The sequence below is a fragment of the Microbacterium arabinogalactanolyticum genome, assembly GCF_030268005.1.
GTDB classification, from domain to species: domain Bacteria; phylum Actinomycetota; class Actinomycetes; order Actinomycetales; family Microbacteriaceae; genus Microbacterium; species Microbacterium arabinogalactanolyticum.
This window is the reverse complement of sequence record NZ_BRZC01000004.1, coordinates 216,759-234,677: the sequence shown is the minus strand read 5'-3', so window position 1 is coordinate 234,677 and position 17,919 is coordinate 216,759. Positions and strand designations below refer to the sequence as shown.

The following is a 17,919-nucleotide window of genomic DNA, read 5'->3' as shown; positions in this document are numbered from 1 at the left end:
CCGAACCCCTTCTTCATGCCCTGAAGGCACTATCTTGAATCCGGACGAGAGGACCCACCCCATGACTGAACGCACCGGACGCCGTCGCGTCCTTCTCAAGCTCTCCGGCGAGGCCTTCGGCGGCGGATCGCTGGGTGTGAACCCCGACGTCGTCAGCGCCATCGCGCGCGACATCGCCGCGGCGGTCGACCGGGTCGAGATCGCCGTCGTCGTCGGCGGCGGCAACTTCTTCCGCGGTGCGGAGCTGAGCCAGCGCGGCATGGACCGCGGTCGCGCCGACTACATGGGCATGCTGGGCACCGTCATGAACGCCCTCGCCCTGCAGGACTTCCTCGAGCAGGCCGGCGCGCCGACGCGCGTGCAGTCCGCGATCCAGATGACTCAGGTCGCGGAGCCCTACATCCCGCTGCGCGCGGAGCGCCACATGGAGAAGGGCCGCGTCGTGATCTTCGGCGCCGGCGCGGGTCTCCCGTACTTCTCCACCGACACGGTCGCCGCGCAGCGCGCTCTCGAGATCGGCGCGCAGGAGGTCCTGGTCGCGAAGAACGGTGTGGATGCCATCTACACCGCCGACCCGAACAAGGACCCCGACGCGGAGCGGATCGACCGCGTGACCTACCGCGACGCCCTGCAGCGCGGCCTGAAGGTCGTCGACTCCACCGCGTTCAGCCTGTGCATGGACAACGCCATGGACATGCGCGTGTTCGGCATGGAGCCGGCCGGCAACGTCACCCGCGCCCTGCTGGGCGAGCCGATCGGCACGCTCGTCACGGCCTGAGGCCTTTCCTCCACGGACCGCCGAGGCGTGCCGGATAGAATCTTCTGAAACCCCCGAACCTAAGGAGCCCCCGTGATCGCGGATGTCCTCGCTGAAACCACCGGACGCATGACCCGCGCGGTCGATGCCGCCAAGGAGGACTTCGCCACGGTCCGCACCGGGCGTGCGAACCCGCAGATGTTCCAGAAGGTGCTCGTCGACTACTACGGCACGCCGACGCCGCTCGCGCAGCTCGCTTCGCTCGCGAACCCCGAGGCTCGCTCGCTGATCATCACGCCGTACGACAAGTCGGCCCTCAAGGCCATCGAGCAGGCGATCCGCGACATGCCGAACCTGGGCGCGAACCCCAGCAACGACGGCAACATCGTTCGCGTCACCATGCCCGAGCTCACCCAGGAGCGCCGCAAGGAGTACGTGAAGCTCGTGCGCACCAAGGGCGAGGACGCGAAGGTCCGCATCCGCGGCATTCGCCGCAAGGCGAAGGACGAGATGGACGCGCTCAAGGCCGAGGTCGGCGAGGACGAGATCGCTCGCGGCGAGAAGGAGCTGGACGCTCTGACGCGCCAGTACGTCGACGCCATCGACGAGGCCCTCAAGCGCAAAGAGGCAGAGCTCCTCGAGGTCTGATCGGCATGTCCGGCGAGAATCACTCCGAGGAACCGCGGCCCGGGACGCCCGGGTCGCAGGAACCGGATGCGGCGTCGTCCGCAGAGCGGCCGGCGGCATCCGGGAACGAGGATGCCGCCACCCCCGTGCGCGGCACGCGCCGGGTGGACGGCGATGTGCCGGTGACGGCGCGGCCCCTGTCGGATGCGGCCTTCCCGGAGTTCGATGCGACCCGCGTGCCGCCGCGTCCCCCGCTCCCCGCGGCGGAGCCCGATCCGTACGCGGGTCCGCTGTCGACCGCTGATCACAGCGCGATCCGCGAGCAGTGGCGGGCCAGGCGCGATGAGATCGAGTCGCACGTGTCGCAGGCGCGCGACCAGCTGGAGACGCACGTCTCCCAGGCGCGTGACCACTTCGACCAGGCCAACGAGCGCATCAAACAGCGCACCGGGCGCGATCTGATCCTCGCGATCGTGATCGGCGTGGCCTTCGGCGCTGCACTGGTGGCATCGCTGCTGTTCATCAAGTGGCTCTTCGTGCCGATCGCACTGGCCGCCGGCCTGCTGGGGACTTACGAGCTCTCCCGCGCGCTGCGCGCCGGCGGCCGGCGGGTCGACGTCGTTCCGCAGCTGATCGCGGCGACGGGTGTGCTGCTGGCCGGAGCATCCGGCGAGTTCTGGATCAGCTGGGTGGTGCTCATCGTCGCCGTGTCGTTCATCGCCGTGTGGCGGATGATCGCGCAGATGGTCGTCAAGGACGGCCGCACCTACGGCGACGTGCTCTCCGATGTCGTGGTCGGCGCGTTCGTGCAGGTCTACGTGCCGTTCCTCACATCGATCGCGATCATGCTGCTGTTCCGTGAGAACGGTCAGTGGTGGGTGCTCTCCTTCGTGGCCATCGCCGTCGCTGCCGACACCTGCGCCTACGCGGCCGGGCTCGCCTTCGGGAAGCATCCGATGGCGCCGAGGATCAGCCCCAAGAAGACCTGGGAGGGCTTCGGCGGGGCGGTGCTCGGATCCCTGATCGCCGGTGTGCTGCTGGCGACCTACCTTCTGCACCTGCAGTGGTGGTGCGGTCTCGTCCTGGGCGCCGTGATCCTGCTCTCCGCCACCCTCGGCGATCTCGGGGAGTCGATGCTCAAGCGCGATCTCGGCATCAAGGACATGAGCTCCTGGCTGCCCGGTCACGGCGGTCTGCTCGATCGTCTGGACAGCATCCTGCCGTCGACGATCCCCGCCCTCGCGCTCTCATACCTGCTCGCCCCATGGATGGTCTCGTGATGTCTGATTCTGATCTCGATGTGTTCGACGGCGATGACGAGGCCGCCCCTCCGGCGTTTCCGCTCACGTCGGGGCGCACCCGCGGCTACCACCGCGCAGCCGTGGACACGTTCCTCGACGCCGCCCGCGGCGCGTTCGAGGACGACCGGAAGGACTTCGGAGCCGAGGACGTGCGCGATGCCTCCTTCCCGCTGGTCCGGCACGGCTACGACATCGCCGCGGTGGATGCCGCACTGGGACGCGTCGAGGACGCCTTCGCCGCACGCACCAGGGAGCGCGCCGTGCGCTCGCTGGGGGTCACCGAGTGGGTCGCGAGGGCCCGTGAGGACGCGCAGCGCATCCTCGACCATCTCGCGCGTCCCGCGCACCACCGTTTCGCCCGTACGGGGCGCCTCACCTTCGGATACCGGATCGACGAGGTCGATCATGTCGCCGACCGCATCAGCGGTTTCCTCCGCGACGGCGACCCCCTCACGGTGGAGCAGGTGCGTGGCGCGGCGTTCCGGATGCAGCGCGGGGGATACCGCGAGGAGCAGGTGGACGCACTGCTCGACGCCACCGTGGAAGTGATGCTTGCGGTCCGCTGATCTGCCGCCACGCGGCGGACTCTCATGGACGTCTCAGCGAGTTCTGCGTAGACTGACCACCATCGTGACTCCCGATAACGAATCGATATCGAACCCGACGCGCCCGAACGCGTCCGGTTCGACGCAGAAGACTCCCTGGCGACGACGGCTCAGCGCTGTCGGCGCGGGTCTCGCGGTCGTCGGCGTCTCCGCCGCACTGCTGGCGCCCACAGGGACGGCCATCGCCGATCCGAGCACCGCGGCCGACAAGGCGGTGACCACGTTCTCCCTCGCCTCCGAGGACACGCAGAACATCACCGTCACGGTCGAGGGTGCGACCATCCAGGCCGTCGATCGCGGCGCGTTCGAGGTCTACGTCAAGCCGAAGCCGACCCCCAAGCCCACGGTCGCCTCGGCGCCCGCGAAGAGCGGCGGCGGTGGCGGTGCAGCACGTCCGAAGTACACCGGCGGCGGCACCAAGGAGGAGTGGATGGCTGCGGCGGGGATCGCCCCGAGCGACTACCCCTACGTGGACTACATCGTCTCGCGGGAGAGCGGCTGGAATCCGAACGCGACCAACAAGTCCTCGGGCGCCTGCGGTCTCGTGCAGGCGCTGCCCTGCAGCAAGGTCCCCGGGAACGGCTACAACCCGGTGGACAACCTGCGCTGGGGCACCGGCTATGCGACGGGTCGTTACGGAAGCTGGGCGGGCGCCTACGCGTTCTGGACCCGCAACCACTGGTGGTAGACCGGAGGAATGGCAAGATCCCACCGGCGGCGTCCTGACCGCTCCCGCGCAGACGAGTCCTTCGACCGCCTCCTGGCGGGCTGGAAGCGTACCGAGAGCCGTCGCGGCCAGGAATGGACGGTGCAGCCCGTGTCGGGTGCATCGGCCGTCAAGGAGTACATCTGCCCGGGCTGCGGACGCAGCATCCCTCCGGGCACGGCTCATCTGGTCGCGTGGCGCGCGGACGGCGTGATGGGCGACTCTGCCGACCTCGCCGCACGTCGGCACTGGCACACGCACTGCTGGAGGATCGGATGACCTTCGAGATCCGCGGGCCCGTCCTGCTGCCTGCTGAGCGCACTGACGTCGAGCTGTCCACGGCGGACGGACTGACACTGGTCGGCGAGCTGTCGGTGCCGTCGGACCGGGAGCCGACGGCGACCCTGGTGACGCTGCATCCGCTGCCCACGGCCGGCGGATGCATGGACACCCACATCCTGCGCAAGGCGGCCGCCCGGCTGCCCGCCCAGGCGGGGATGGCCGTGCTGCGTTTCAACACCCGCGGCACTTCGTCCCCCCGCGGCAGAAGCGAGGGCGCCTTCGACGGGGGAGGGGCCGAGCAGTTCGATGTCGCCGCTGCGATGGACTTCGTCCGTGAGCGCGGGCTTCCCCGCCCCTGGCTGGTCGGCTGGTCGTTCGGCACCGAGCTGGCGCTCAAGTACGGTCGCGATCACGAGATCGAGGGCGCGATCCTGCTCTCCCCGCCGCTGCACCGCGCGACCGACGCCGACCTGTCGGCGTGGCGGGGCGACGAGCGCGAGCTGGTCGTGCTCGTCCCCGAGCTGGACGACTACCTGCGTCCCGACGAGGCTCGCGCGCGGTTCGGGCTCGTGCCGCACGCCCGGCTCATCGCTGTCGACGGCGGTCGGCACCTGTGGGTCGGCGAGAGCCAGACCAGGCGAGTGCTGACCGAGATCGTCGCAGCCGTGAACCCCGACGCGCTGCCGCTGGCGACGGTCTGGGACGCCTGAGCGTCAGCGCTCGTTCATGCGTGGGATCAGCACCTGCCGGTAGATGATCAGGATGCTGGCTGCGACGGGGATCGCGATGAGCGCGCCGAGCAGGCCCAGCAGCGCACCACCGGACAGCGCCGCGATGACGACGACGGCGCCGGGCACGGCCACGGCGCGGCTCATGATGCGCGGGGCGATGAAGTACGCCTCGATCTGCATGTAGATGAGGTAGTAGATCGCCGCCGCCAGGGCGGTGGCGGGGGAGCCGACCCCCGGGATCAGGCAGGCGAGCACGATCAGGGTCGAGCCCGTGAGCGTGCCCACCAGCGGGATCAGCGAGAAGAAGAACGCCACCACGGCGAGCACCGCCGTGAAGGGCGCATTGATGATCGAGAGGTAGATCGAGCTCAGGATGCCGTTGATCACGCCGAGCGTGACCTGACCCATCACGTAGTGCCCGACGGAGTCGGTGATCTGGTCGGCGATGTCGATGAACCGCTCCCGGCGCGACGCCGGGACGAGCTGGTACACCGCGCGCTTGAGCGACGGGGTGGAGGCGGTCAGGTAGATCGTGAGCACGAGCACGATGAACGCGCCGAAGAGGCCGGTCAGCACAGCACCGCCGACGATCAGCACGCCCTGTCCGATCGAGCCGCCCCACTCGGTGACGTTCTTGGCCCAGTCCTCCTTGGACAGCCAGTCCTCCACATAGGCGAAGACGTCGTTCACACGCAGGTTCGGGAACGTGTCCGTCATCCAGTCCTTGAGGTTCTGGATCGTCTGGTCGCCGTTCACGATGAGGTCGGTGATCTTCGTGACCAGCTGGGAGATCTGCTCGATGACGACGGGCAGGATGATCAGCACGATCGCGGTGAACACGCCGAGCACGGCGACGATCGTGGTGAGGACGGATGCCCAGCGGGGCATGCCCCTGCGCTCGAGGAACGACACCAGCGGGTCCAGGCCCAGGCTGAGGAACAGCGCCGTGCCGATGTACAGCAGCACCGTCGAGAGCATCTGCACGCTGGTGAGCAGCATGATTCCCAGGCCCACGCCGAGCGTGGCCACCAGAGCGGTGCGGAAAGGGCTGTGGATCTTCATCGTTCTCCCGGTCGGATGCGAGCAAGCCTAATCGCCTGTGATCCTCACACCGTCCACGACGGGCCGATGTGCTCGTGGGCAATGCTCAGGTGCTTTCGATAGTCTGGAACGTCGAGCGGGGACCCCTGGAACGCGTCCGGGGTCACGTAAGGAGTTGATTCGTGCGATTCGTATGGGCCGTCGTGGCCTTCGTGCTGGCCACGGTTCTCATCGGAGCGGGAATCGCTCAGCGGACCATCTTCATGGGACCGACCGAGCAGCGGATGGAGCTGACGGTCGATCAACCCACTCCGTACGTGCTTGTCGATGCCGACGTGCTGCGTGCCCACACCGGTCTGCAGACGCTGCTGGTGCGCGGCAAGGGCGATGTCTTCGTGGCCTACGCCCGCACCGACGACATGAAGTCCTGGCTGTCCGACACCGCCTACGACCATGTGTCCCTGACCAAGTCGGGGAAGCCGAAGACGGCGCGCGTCAAGGCGGAGCAGCCGCCCGCCGACGGCGGTGAGACGTCCGGCCGCTCGCCGGTCGGCTCGGATCTCTGGCTCGATTCGTTCGCCGACAAGGACTCGTTGGTCGCGAATCTGCAGCTGACCAAGGGCAACAGCGTGCTGATCGCCCGCGACGGCGTCAAGCCGGCGCCGACCGACATCCTCGTCTCCTGGGCGCTGGACACGCGCACGCCGTGGGCGGGTCCGCTGATGGCCGCCGGTGGACTGCTGCTGGCGGTCGGCATCGTGCTGTACATCCTCGGCATCCGTCACCAGCGCCGCGGACGCGGTCCGCGTCGCAAGGGCCCGGGCCCGCTGCCCGAGACGCAGCCGATCACGATGCCGGAGCGTGCCGAGATCGAGCTGCAGGGCGACGCGGGCACCACTCAGCGGACCATGACGCCGCTGCGTCGCCGTCTGGCGATCGCGCTGCCGGCTCTCGCGCTGACCGGGCTGCTCGCCACCGGCTGCACGGCCGACTCCTGGCCGCAGTTCGGCGGTGACGCCCCCTCACCGACGCCGTCGCCGAGTGTCGTCGCGCCGGAGAACCAGAAGCAGCCCGTCGTCACCGACAAGCAGGGGCAGCGGATCGTCGCCGACGTCGCCTCGACGCTGACCAAGGCCGACACCGACCTGGACGGCAAGCTCGCGGAGACGCGCCTCATCGGAGCCGCGCTCGACGCCCGCCGGCTGGAGTACCAGCTGCGCGGGAAGATCGAGGCGCGTGAAGGCGCCCTCGTGACGCCGCTGGGCAAGGTGAAGATCCTGCTCCCCGAGGCGACCGAGGGGTGGCCGCGCACCGTGCTCGCGCTGACCGTGGACGAGAAGAACGCCAAGAAGCCGCCGGTGCTCCTGACCATGGTGCAGAGCGACCCGTGGGCCAACTACCGGGTCACCTCGATGGCCGACATGCTCGCCAAGAGCACCTTCCCGAACGTGGCGCCCGCCTGGCTGGGCACCACCCGCGTCCCGGCCGAGTCGGCGTTCCTGTCGCTGCCCCCGTCGGAGCTCGCCGGTGCGTTCTCCGACTTCGTGGACGCCGATGACAAGAGCCAGTACGCCGGCGACTTCGACGAGGCGTCCAAGGAGTTCGCGAAGTCGATCCGTGACAGCCGCGCCGCGCTGGTGAAGAAGGCTGCGGATGCCGGTGCCGGTAAGACATCGAAAGCCGCCTTCAAGATGGCGGCATCCGACGACGAGCCGTTGTCGCTGGCGACCCTCGACAGCGGCGCGGTGGTCAGCGTGAGCGTCACCGACACGCAGACGATCACACCGACGAACCCCGACGCGGTGATCAAGATCACCGATGAGCCCTCGAAGGCGCTGACCGGCGTCTCCGAAGCCGCGAAGGGCTACACGACGACGTACGGCATCCAGCTGTTCTTCGCCGTGCCCGCGCAGGGCTCCAACGAGCAGATCCGTCTGCTCGCCTACAAGCAGGACCTTCTCAGTGTGCAGGTGATCAAGTGACCGAAATCTCCGCTGCCGCACTTCGCGGCGCCGTCGACCTCTCCTCGCTGCGCGGCCGTGCGGCCCAGCCCGCGACCGCTCCGGACGGGGCCGCTCCGGCGGCATCCGGCGGGGTCGTCGTCGATGTGACCGACGCGAGCTTCGGCGAGATCCTCGAGCTCTCGCGGTCGGTGCCCGTGGTCGTCGATCTGTGGGCCGAATGGTGCGGCCCGTGCAAGCAGCTCAGCCCCATCATCGAGAAGGTGACCAGGGAGCAGGGCGGCCGGGTCGTGCTGGCCAAGGTCGACGTCGACGCCAACCCGCAGATCGCGCAGGCGTTCCGTGCGCAGTCGATCCCGCTGGTCGTGGCACTCATCGGCGGTCAGCCGGTGCCGATGTTCACGGGCGCGGTGCCCGAGGAGCAGGTGCGCGAGGTGTTCGCGAAGCTGCTCGAGGTCGCGGCCCAGAACGGAGTGACCGGAAGCGTCCCGACGGACGGCGAGGAGCCGGCTGCGGAGCCCGAGGAGGCGCCGCTGCCGCCGCTGCACGCCGAGGCGTTCGCCGCGATCGAGGCGGGCGATTACCCACGCGCCATCCAGGCGTATCAGCACGCTCTGGCTGAGAACCCCCGCGACGAGGATGCCAAGGCCGGGCTCGGCCAGGTGCGTCTGCTGGACCGTGTGCAGGGTCTCGACCTGCAGCAGGTGCGCGAGGCCGCCGCGGCCGCTCCGCTCGACGTCGAGGCGCAGTTCCGCGTCGCCGACCTCGACCTCGCTGGAGGGCACGTCGATGACGCGTTCTCCCGCCTGCTGGACCTGTTCAGCGCGGTGGACGCCGACCAGCGGACGCCCGTGCGTGAGCGCCTCGTCGAGCTGTTCGATCTGATCGGCGCCGCGGACCCGCGCGTCGCCGCCGCGCGGACCCGCCTGGCGTCGCTGCTGTTCTGAGGCCGGGCGGGCCCCGAGCGGTCAGTCGTGGCTGACCGTCGGGATGTGCGGGTCGGCCTGGTAGCGGAACCAGATCGTCGACAGCGCCGGGAGCGTGACCGTCGCGATCGCCGGTGCGTCGTCGGTCTCGCAGTGCGCATGGATCATCCCGAGATTGCCTGCATCCGAGCCGCCGTACTCGGCGGCGTCCGTGTTGAGCACCTCGACCCAGGTTCCCTCGCAGGAGAGCTGCAGCCGGTACCCCGTGCGCGTCACGCCCGCGAAGTTCGTCACCACCACCAGCCGTCCGCCGTGCGCGTCGTGCCGCTCGAACGCCACCACGCTGGGGTCCCAGCTCGGTGCGCCGAGACGGTGGAACGCCCTGCTGTCGTTGTCGCGCTCCCACAGCGGCGCCTGACGGCGGTACACCGCGTTCATGGCGCCGACGAAGTGCTGCAGCTGGGCGTGGGCGGGCTGGTCGAGCAGCCACCAGTCGAGCTCGCGATCGACCGACCATTCGCCGATCTGACCGAACTCCTGGCCCATGAACAGCAGCTTCTTGCCGGGGTGGCCCCACATGTAGGCGAGGTACGCGCGCACGTTCGCCAGCTTGTGGTGGTGATCGCCGGGCATCCGGGACACGAGCGTGCCCTTGCCGTGCACGACCTCGTCGTGGCTGATGGGCAGCACGTAGTTCTCACCGAAGCTGTACACGAACGAGAACGTGATCTCGCCCTCGTGGTGGGAGCGGTACATCGGATCCCGCTTCATGTACTGCAGCGAGTCGTTCATCCAGCCCATGTTCCACTTGAACCCGAACCCGAGGCCGGCGGCGGACGTGGGCGCGGTCACGCCGGGGAAGGCGGTGGACTCCTCGGCGATCATCACGATGCCGGGGTGCAGCCGGTAGGCGGTGGCGTTGACCTCCTGCAGGAAGCGGATCGCCTCGAGGTTCTCACGGCCGCCGTGCACGTTCGGCTCCCACTCGCCGTCCTTGCGGGAGTAGTCGAGGTACAGCATCGAGGCGACCGCGTCCACGCGCAGGCCGTCCACGTGGAACTCGCTGAGCCAGTACAGCGCGTTCGCGACCAGGAAGTTGCGCACCTCGTTGCGGCCGTAGTCGAAGATCAGCGTTCCCCAGTCCTGGTGCTCGCCGCGGCGCGGATCCGGGTGCTCGTACAGCGGCCGGCCGTCGAACCTCGCCAGGGCGAAGTCGTCCTTCGGGAAGTGGCCGGGCACCCAGTCCAGGATCACGCCGATGCCGGCCTGATGCAGCCGGTCGATCAGGTACCGCAGATCGTCCGGCGAGCCGTAGCGGCTCGTCGGCGCATAGTATCCGCTGACCTGGTAGCCCCACGAGCCGCCGAAGGGGTGCTCGGCGACGGGCATCAGCTCCACGTGCGTGAAGCCCGTCGCGGTGACGTGCTCGATGAGCTCGTCGGCGATCTCGCGGTATCCGAGACCCTCGCGCCACGAGCCCAGATGCAGCTCGTACACGGACATCGGCTGTGCGACCGCGTGCGTCGCCGCGCGGCGGGTCATCCACGCGCCGTCCGCCCAGGTGTAGGCGCTCTGGGTCACGACGGATGCCGTGGCGGGCGGCACCTCGGCGGCCTGCGCCATCGGGTCGGCCTTGAGGATCCAGTGGTCGTCCTGAGTGAGGATCTCGTACTTATAGCGACTGCCCACGGAGACATCCGGGATGAACAGCTCCCACACGCCGCTGGCGCCCATCGACCGCATCGCGTGACCGGTGCCGTTCCAGGAGTTCCAGTCCCCGCACACGCGGACGGCCTTCGCATCCGGGGCCCACACGGCGAAGTCCACGCCGGTCTCGCCGTCGAACACGCGCGGGTGCGCGCCGAGCACCTGCCAGAGCCGCTCGTGCCTGCCCTCGGCGATCAGGTGCAGATCCATCTCGCCCAGTGCGGACAGATGACGGTAGGGGTCGCCGGCGATGACCTCGTTCTGACCCGCGTACACGGTGGCGATGCGGTAGGCGGACGGAGGACCGGCATGACGACCCTCCCAGATGCCGCGTGCGACATGCTCGAGCGGGAGCCGGTCGCCGTCGAGGAAGACGGCGGTGACGGAATCCGCGAGCGGTCTGCGCGTGCGGATGATCGTGACGGTGCGACCGGCTGCATCCGTGCTCGGATGCGCGCCGAGGAGCATGTGGGGATTGTGGTGCGCGCCGTCGGCGGCCTTCTCCCACTGCTCGGATACGGAGACATCCTCGATGTAGCTCATGATCGCTCCTTCACCCTCAGGATGTGCACCGGCTCGGCGAAGGCGTCGAGCCGCACGTAGTTGTGGTCGTTCCAGCTCCACACAGCTCCTGTGAGGAGATCCTCCACCTCGAACCCTTCACCGGGCTGAACGCCCCAGATGCGCGTGTCGAGGTGCACGGTCGTCTCGCGGACGGAGTGCGGGTCCAGGTTGGCGACGACGATCAGTGTGTCAGCGCGACCGGTGCCCGTGAACGCGGCGTCCAGATGCTTGGAGTACACCAGCACCGCGTCGTCGTCGCTCCAGTGGAAGGAGATGTTCCGCAGCTGCCCGAGGGCGGGATGCTGGGCGCGGATCGCATTCAGCCGGCGCAGCAGCGGCGCCAATGACTCGCCGCGCTGCTCGGCGCCGTCCCAGTCGCGGAACTTGAACTCGTACTTCTCGTTGTCGATGTTCTCCTCGGAGCCCGGCCGGGCGACGTTCTCGATGAGCTCGTAGCCGGCGTAGACGCCCCAGGTGGGAGCCGCGGTCGCGGCGATGCAGGCGCGGATGCGGTACGCCGCGCGCCCGCCGTACTGCAGGTACTCGGTGAGGATGTCGTGGGTGTTCACGAACAGGTTCGGCCGCATGTAGTCGCTGGTCTCCTGCGACACGCTGGTGAGGAACTCCTCGAGCTCGGCCTTGGTGTTGCGCCAGGTGAAGTACGAGTAGCTCTGCTGGAAGCCCACCGCGGCGAGCGCGCGCATGACCGCCGGGCGGGTGAACGCCTCGGCGAGGAACACGACGCCCGGGGAGACGGCGTTCACGCGCGCGATCAACCACTCCCAGAACTGCAGCGGCTTGGTGTGCGGGTTGTCGACGCGGAAGATCCGCACGCCGAGACCGACCCAGTGCATCACGACCCGCAGCATCTCGGCGTAGATGCCCTCGGGATCGTTGTCGAAGTTCAGCGGATAGATGTCCTGGTACTTCTTCGGAGGGTTCTCGGCATAGGCGATGGTGCCGTCGGGGAGCGTGGTGAACCACTCCGGATGCTCCACGACCCACGGGTGGTCGGGAGATGCCTGCAGCGCGAGGTCGAGGGCCACCTCGAGGCCGTGCTTGCGGGCCGCGCGCAGAAGTGCCGCGAAATCCTTCTCGTCGCCCAGCTCGGGATGCAGGGCGTCGTGCCCGCCTGCGGCGGAACCGATGGCATACGGCGAGCCCGGATCGCCGGGCTCCGTCACGAGGGTGTTGTTGCGCCCCTTGCGGTTGGTCTCGCCGATCGGATGCACGGGCACCAGGTACAGCACGTCGAAGCCCATCCCCGCGACGCCGGGCAGGCGCTTGATCGCGGAACGGAACGTGCCGCTCTTGACCGTGCCGTCCTTGCGCCGGACGGCGCCCTCCGAGCGCGGGAAGAACTCGTACCAGGAGCCCACGCCCGCACGGGCGCGCTCGACGGTCAGCTCGAGCCAGTCGGTCACGGAGCCGAGCGACGCCATCGGGCGGTCCGCGAAGACGGCGGCGAGGCCGGGGTCCGTCGACACGGCGGTCAGCTCACCGGCATCCGCTCCCTTCAGCCGCTTCGCGGCGGCGCGCAGCCGGGTGCGCTCGGCGGCCGGGCGATCCTTCTCAGCCGCGGCGGAGGTCAGCAGCGTCGCGCCGAGAGCGCTCATGACAGCGATGTCGACTCCGGCCTCCGCCTTGACGGATGCCGCGTGCGCCCAGGTGGCGAAGTCGTCCGCGAAGCCCTCGAAGCGGTACCGCCACGGGCCCTCGACGTCGAGGGCGATGTCGGCGACCCAGCGGTCGGTGCCGTCCTGACGCGCGGTGAGCCGGTGCAGGGACTCGCCGCCGGAGGGATCGGTCAGGCGCACGTGCACGCCGATGCGATCGTGGCCCTCGCGGAAGGAGACGACGCCGAAGGGCACGACCTCGCCCGCGAACGCCTTCGGCGGGTACCCCTGGGGCACGTCCGGGGTGGGGGAGAAGAGCGGGATCCTCCCCGCCTTCACGCCTTCCGGGGAGTCGGTCTCGGCGGCAGGCCGCAGAGGAATCCGGGCGGGGCTTCTCAGCGCCGCGGGTTCTTGAGCGGTTCGTGCTGCCACACCACGAATGTACCGCTCAGCGGGCCCCGCACCAGCCCATCGGATCGCGGGTTACGAGGCAGGGGGAGAATCCGGTCATTCCACCCAGAACAGGCGCATCGAGGTGCCCGGAACGGGCAGCACCTCGCCCGGTGCGTGCCGGCGCTGCTCGCTCTGCGGCGTGTCGTCGGCGCTGGACCACAGCTCGACGAACGCCGTCGCGCCCTCGATCGAGTCCGGCAGGCGCACGTCGATCGGCGCCTCGGTGCCGTGCACGATCAGCAGGATGCGATTGGACGCGCCGTTCTCGGGGACGCTGGCCGCCACGTACTGCAGGGTGCGGTTGCGGGGGTCGTTCCACTGCTCGACCTCCATGGTCTCGCCGTTCTGGTCGAACCAGTCCATCACCGAGGAGTCGGGGATGTGCTCACCCAGCCGCGCGTACCTGCTCGGACGCAGGGCAGGGTTCTCCGCGCGCAGGCGGGTGAGCAGGGCGACGTGCGCCGTGAGATCACGCTGCCACTGCTCGTGCTCCCAGTTCAGCCAGCTCAGCGGCGAGTCCTGGCAGTAGGCGTTGTTGTTGCCGCGCTGCGTGCGCCCGAACTCGTCACCGGCGGTGATCATCGGGACGCCTGCCGACAGCAGCAGGGTGCCGAGCAGGTTGCGCATCGCCTTGCGGCGCTGCGCGAGGATCGTCGGGTCGTCGGTCGGACCCTCGACGCCGTGGTTGAACGAGCGGTTCATGTCGGCGCCGTCGCGATTGCCCTCGCCGTTCGCCTCGTTGTGCTTCACGTCGTACGCGACCAGGTCGTGCAGCGTGAAGCCGTCGTGCGCGGTGACGAAGTTGATGCTCGCCAGCGGCCCGCGCTCCTCGCTGTACGTGTTGGCGGAGCCGGCGAGCCGGTTCGCGAAGCCGCCGATGCCCACGGGCGCCGAAGCGCGACGGGCGTAGTCGATGTCGCTCAGCCAGAAGTTGCGGGCCCGATCGCGGTAACGGTCGTTCCACTCGCTCCAGCCGTCCGGAAAATTGCCGGTCTGCCAGCCGCCCAGGCCCACGTCCCAGGGCTCGGCGATGATCTTGACGTCCTGCAGGACCGGGTCGGTGCGGATCGCGGTGAGCAGCGGATGCTCACGGTCGTACTCGTGGTTGGCGTCGCGGCCGAGCGCGGTCGCCAGGTCGAACCGGAAGCCGTCGATCTGCATCTCGGTGGCCCAGTACCGCAGCGAATCGAGTACCAGGCGCGCAGCGGCATCCGTCGCCGTGTTGAGGGTGTTCCCGACGCCGGTGGTGTCGATGTAGCTGCCGTCCGGCTGCTGGCGGTAGTAGAGCGCGTTGTCGATGCCGCGCAGGCTCGACCGCGGGCCGCCCAGACCCTCCTCGCTGGTGTGGTTGTACACCACGTCGAGGATGACCTCCAGGCCCGCCTCGTGCAGGAGCTTGACCATGCCCTTGAACTCGGCGAGCACGGCCTCCGGGCCCTCCTTGCGCGCGGACTCGCTGGCGTAGGCGTTGTGCGGCGTGAAGAAGCTCAGGGTGTTGTAGCCCCAGTAGTTCGTCAGGCCCTTCTCGAGCAGCCGCGGCTCCGGCACGAACGCGTGCACCGGGAGCAGTTCGATCGCGGTCACGCCGATGCTCTTGAAGTACTCGATCATGGCCGGGTGGGCGAGCCCGGCGTAGGTGCCGTGCAGTGCCGCCGTGACGTCGGGGTGCCGCTTGGTGAGGCCCTTGATGTGCCCCTCGTAGATCACGGTGCGGTCCATCGGCGTGTTCGGCTTGGGCACCCCGCCCCAGTCGAAGCCGTCGGCGATGACGACGGAGCGCCACTCCTCGTAGCCGTCGCCCTGCGCGAGCCCACGTCCGTAGGGGTCGAGCAGCAGGGTCTCGGAGTTGAACGTGTTGCCGGGGCCGTGCGGGCCGTCCACCCGCAGCGAGTAGCGCGTACCGGGCTGCAGCAGCTCGGTCGTGACCTCCCACACGCCTCCGGGCTTGCGGTCCAGCGGAACCTGGGCGGTCTCCCAGTCCAGGTCATCGGCGTCGAAGACGACGAGTTCGACCGAGGAGGCGTTCTGCGACCAGACCCGGAGCGTGGCGACGCCGTCGTGCAGGCGCACGCCGAGGTCGTCGAGGGCGGAGCCGCCGAGGGACGGGGTGGACTGCGCGGGCATGAGGAACAGCCTAAACGTGCGCGGCGGGCGGCCGTGAATCCGGGTGCCGGGTCGGCCGAGCCTCGGTTCCGCAGCCCGCGCACCGTTGTGGGGAGGCGACAATGGAGGGATGCGGTTCTACCTGGATCATGCGGCCACGACACCCCTGCGCCCGGAGGCGCGTGAGGCGTGGCTGGCGGCGGGTGACGTCGTCGGAAACGCCTCGTCCACGCATGGAGCCGGTCAGGACGCACGGCGGGTGCTGGAGGAGTCCAGGGAGCGCGCCGCGGCGGCACTGGGCTGCGAGCCCATCGAGGTGATCTTCACCTCAGGCGGCACCGAGTCGATCAACACCGCGCTGCACGGGCTGTGGCGTTCCCGGAGCGAAGGGACGGATGCCGTGGTGCTGCCCGAGGGCGAGCATCATGCGACCATGGACACCGTCGCAGCCCTTGCCGAGGACGGCGCAGGGGTGCGTCCGGTGCCGCTGGACGCGGCGGGACGGATTCCGGTGGCACGCTTCGCGCTCGCTCTCGGCGAGGGCGGCGCTCCGGCCGCTCTTGCGACCGCTCTGGCCGCGAACAACGAGGTCGGGACCGTCAATGACAGCGCGGGCCTGGCTGCGGCGGCGTCGGCTGCCGGGGTGCCGTTCCATCTGGATGCGGTCGCCGCGTGGGGGCACGTGGCGCTGTCGTTCCGCTCGCTGCGCGGGGATGCGTCCCCCGGCTCCGGGCTGGTCGCGATGACGGTCGCAGGCCACAAGCTCGGCGCCCCGGTGGGCATCGGCGCACTGGTGGTCGCGCGCACCGCACGTCTGGCGCCGCTCCTGCACGGCGGAGCGCAGCAGCGCGGCCTGCGGGCGGGCACCCAGGATGTCGCCGGCGCTGCGGCGTTCGCCGTGGCCCTGGAGCTGGCGGAGGCCGAGCGCGTCGCCGGGGCCGCACGCCTGACCGCCCTGCGGGACCGGCTGATCTCAGGCATCCGCACGGCAGTGCCCCAGGCCGAGCTCCTCGGCGACCCGATCGACAGACTGCCGGGCAACGCGCACATCCTGTTCCCCGGGGCCGTGGGGGAGAGCCTGCTGTTCCTGCTCGACATGGGCGGCGTCGCCGCATCCACGGGTTCGGCGTGCCAGGCGGGAGTCGCGGAGCCCTCGCACGTGGTGCTCGCTCTCGGGCGGAGCGAACTGGACGCGCGCAGCGTGCTGCGCTTCTCCCTCGGCCGCACCTCCACCGACGCAGACGTCGACGCGGTGCTCGCCGTGATCGCGGACGCGTACGCGCGGGCATCCGGCCGTCGCGCCGGGCTCACGACCGGCTGAACCACTCCGTGACGAGCGCACCGCTTGCCGGCGTCGGCAGATGGTGCTCTCGTCGGCAGATGGTGCTCTCGGTATCCGGCCCTCGGTCAGGTGCGCGTTCGTAGACTGGGTGCCATGCGTGTTCTGGCGGCGATGAGCGGTGGAGTCGATTCGGCGGTGGCGGCGGCCCGTGCCGTCGAAGCCGGCCACGACGTCGTCGGTGTGCACCTGGCTCTGTCCCGTGCCGGCGGGACGCTGCGCACCGGCAGCCGTGGATGCTGCACGATCGAGGATGCCCTGGATGCCCGGCGCGTGGCCGACCTGCTCGGCATCCCGTTCTACGTGTGGGACTTCTCCGAGCGCTTCCGCGACGACGTGATCGAGGACTTCATCTCGGAGTACCGCGCCGGTCGCACCCCGAACCCGTGCCTGCGCTGCAACGAGAAGATCAAGTTCGCCGCCCTCCTGGAGCGCGCGCTGGAGCTCGGCTTCGACGCGGTCTGCACGGGGCACTACGCGACGCTGGTGGACGGCGACGGGGGCCTGGAGCTGCATCGGGCGTCCGACAGCGCCAAGGACCAGTCCTACGTGCTCGGCGTGCTGAACGCGCAGCAGCTCGCGCACACCTACTTCCCGCTGGGCTCCACGCCGTCCAAGGCGATCGTGCGCGCTGAGGCCGCCGAGCGCGGCATCAGCGTGGCTCAGAAGCCCGACAGCCACGACATCTGCTTCATCCCCGACGGCGACACGCGCGGATGGCTGGCCGAGAAGGTCGGCGCGGAGACCGGAGATGTGGTCGACCGCACCGGGGCCGTGGTGGGCACGCATGAGGGTGCGCACGCGTTCACGGTGGGTCAGCGACGTGGGCTGCGCCTGGGCGTTCCCGCCGCCGACGGGAAGCCGCGGTTCGTGCTGGAGGTGCGTCCGGTCACCAACACGGTCGTGGTGGGTCCCAAGGAGGCGCTCGCGATCGCGGAGATCTCGGGAGAGCGGTTCTCCTGGGCGGGCCCCGCGCCGCTGGCATCCGAGTTCGCCTGCGAGGTGCAGATCCGCGCCCACGCCGACCCTGTGCCCGCGACCGCGTTCGTGACGGATGAGGGCGTGCGCGTCGTGCCCGAGCATCCGCTGGACGGGGTCGCTCCCGGCCAGAGCGCCGTGATCTACGTCGGCACCCGCGTGCTCGGGCAGTTCACGATCGACACCACGGTGTCGGCCGTGCCCGTCGGCTGAGGTCCCCAC

General features: G+C 69.7%; 15 protein-coding genes. 11 read left to right on the top strand and 4 right to left on the bottom strand.

Translation table 11 applies throughout. The annotated features are described in order from the left end of the window. Positions 1-61: 61 nt before the first annotated feature. The 7 genes from pyrH to MIAR_RS05475 all read left to right on the top strand — a co-directional run bounded on the left by pyrH (position 62) and on the right by MIAR_RS05475 (position 4,988). Positions 62-778: a UMP kinase gene (gene pyrH, locus MIAR_RS05505; RefSeq protein WP_285632468.1), complete on the top strand. Its 717-nt coding sequence runs from the start codon at positions 62-64 to the stop codon at positions 776-778. A gap of 72 nt (positions 779-850) precedes the next feature. Further along, positions 851-1,405 carry a ribosome recycling factor gene (gene frr, locus MIAR_RS05500; RefSeq protein ID WP_285632465.1) on the top strand — a complete coding sequence of 185 codons (555 nt, stop codon included), beginning with the start codon at positions 851-853 and terminating at the stop codon, positions 1,403-1,405. A gap of 5 nt (positions 1,406-1,410) precedes the next feature. Beyond that, positions 1,411-2,664: a phosphatidate cytidylyltransferase gene (locus MIAR_RS05495; protein ID WP_285632462.1), complete on the top strand. Its 1,254-nt coding sequence runs from the start codon at positions 1,411-1,413 to the stop codon at positions 2,662-2,664. Continuing rightward, on the top strand, positions 2,664-3,251 hold the full coding sequence (locus MIAR_RS05490) for a DivIVA domain-containing protein (protein WP_285632459.1): 588 nt from the start codon (positions 2,664-2,666) through the stop codon (positions 3,249-3,251). Before MIAR_RS05495 ends, MIAR_RS05490 begins: the two co-directional genes overlap by 1 nt. Before the next feature lie 64 nt (positions 3,252-3,315). Further along, positions 3,316-3,978 carry an aggregation-promoting factor C-terminal-like domain-containing protein gene (locus MIAR_RS05485; protein ID WP_285632456.1) on the top strand — a complete coding sequence of 221 codons (663 nt, stop codon included), beginning with the start codon at positions 3,316-3,318 and terminating at the stop codon, positions 3,976-3,978. A gap of 9 nt (positions 3,979-3,987) precedes the next feature. Then, on the top strand, positions 3,988-4,275 hold the full coding sequence (locus MIAR_RS05480; protein ID WP_285632453.1) for an Rv1322 family protein: 288 nt from the start codon (positions 3,988-3,990) through the stop codon (positions 4,273-4,275). Continuing rightward, entirely contained in the window at positions 4,272-4,988 is a 717-nt protein-coding gene (locus MIAR_RS05475; RefSeq protein ID WP_285632450.1) for an alpha/beta hydrolase, read from the top strand. The genes MIAR_RS05480 and MIAR_RS05475 overlap by 4 nt, the downstream gene beginning before the upstream one ends. A 3-nt stretch (positions 4,989-4,991) precedes the next feature. On the opposite strand, the gene MIAR_RS05470 is transcribed toward MIAR_RS05475, so the two are convergent. Continuing rightward, entirely contained in the window at positions 4,992-6,071 is a 1,080-nt protein-coding gene (locus MIAR_RS05470) for an AI-2E family transporter (RefSeq protein WP_285632447.1), read from the bottom strand. A 161-nt stretch (positions 6,072-6,232) separates the two neighbouring features. On the opposite strand from MIAR_RS05470, the gene MIAR_RS05465 reads away from it, so the two are divergent. Together MIAR_RS05465 and MIAR_RS05460 are read left to right on the top strand one after the other, a co-directional pair. Beyond that, positions 6,233-8,032, top strand: coding sequence for a DUF8094 domain-containing protein (locus MIAR_RS05465; RefSeq protein ID WP_285632444.1), 1,800 nt, complete (start codon positions 6,233-6,235; stop codon positions 8,030-8,032). Continuing rightward, entirely contained in the window at positions 8,029-8,958 is a 930-nt protein-coding gene (locus MIAR_RS05460) for a tetratricopeptide repeat protein (protein WP_285632441.1), read from the top strand. The genes MIAR_RS05465 and MIAR_RS05460 overlap by 4 nt, the downstream gene beginning before the upstream one ends. Before the next feature lie 21 nt (positions 8,959-8,979). On the opposite strand, the gene glgB is transcribed toward MIAR_RS05460, so the two are convergent. From glgB to glgX, 3 genes are all read right to left on the bottom strand, one after another. Further along, positions 8,980-11,187 (bottom strand): 1,4-alpha-glucan branching protein GlgB, encoded by a 2,208-nt coding sequence (glgB, locus tag MIAR_RS05455; protein WP_285632438.1) that lies wholly within the window; start codon positions 11,185-11,187, stop codon positions 8,980-8,982. Continuing rightward, positions 11,184-13,256: an alpha-1,4-glucan--maltose-1-phosphate maltosyltransferase gene (locus MIAR_RS05450; protein WP_285632435.1), complete on the bottom strand. Its 2,073-nt coding sequence runs from the start codon at positions 13,254-13,256 to the stop codon at positions 11,184-11,186. Before MIAR_RS05450 ends, glgB begins: the two co-directional genes overlap by 4 nt. Positions 13,257-13,331: 75 nt before the next feature. Next, the gene (gene glgX, locus MIAR_RS05445; protein WP_285632432.1) at positions 13,332-15,401 is read right to left on the bottom strand and encodes a glycogen debranching protein GlgX; all 2,070 of its coding nucleotides are present in this window, start codon (positions 15,399-15,401) and stop codon (positions 13,332-13,334) included. Positions 15,402-15,510: 109 nt separating this feature from the next. Here glgX and MIAR_RS05440 point away from each other — a divergent pair, with 109 nt between their 5' ends. Together MIAR_RS05440 and mnmA are read left to right on the top strand one after the other, a co-directional pair. Then, positions 15,511-16,701 (top strand): cysteine desulfurase family protein, encoded by a 1,191-nt coding sequence (locus MIAR_RS05440; protein ID WP_285632429.1) that lies wholly within the window; start codon positions 15,511-15,513, stop codon positions 16,699-16,701. 114 nt (positions 16,702-16,815) lie between these two features. Next, positions 16,816-17,910, top strand: coding sequence for a tRNA 2-thiouridine(34) synthase MnmA (gene mnmA, locus MIAR_RS05435; RefSeq protein WP_285632426.1), 1,095 nt, complete (start codon positions 16,816-16,818; stop codon positions 17,908-17,910). Positions 17,911-17,919: the final 9 nt, after the last annotated feature.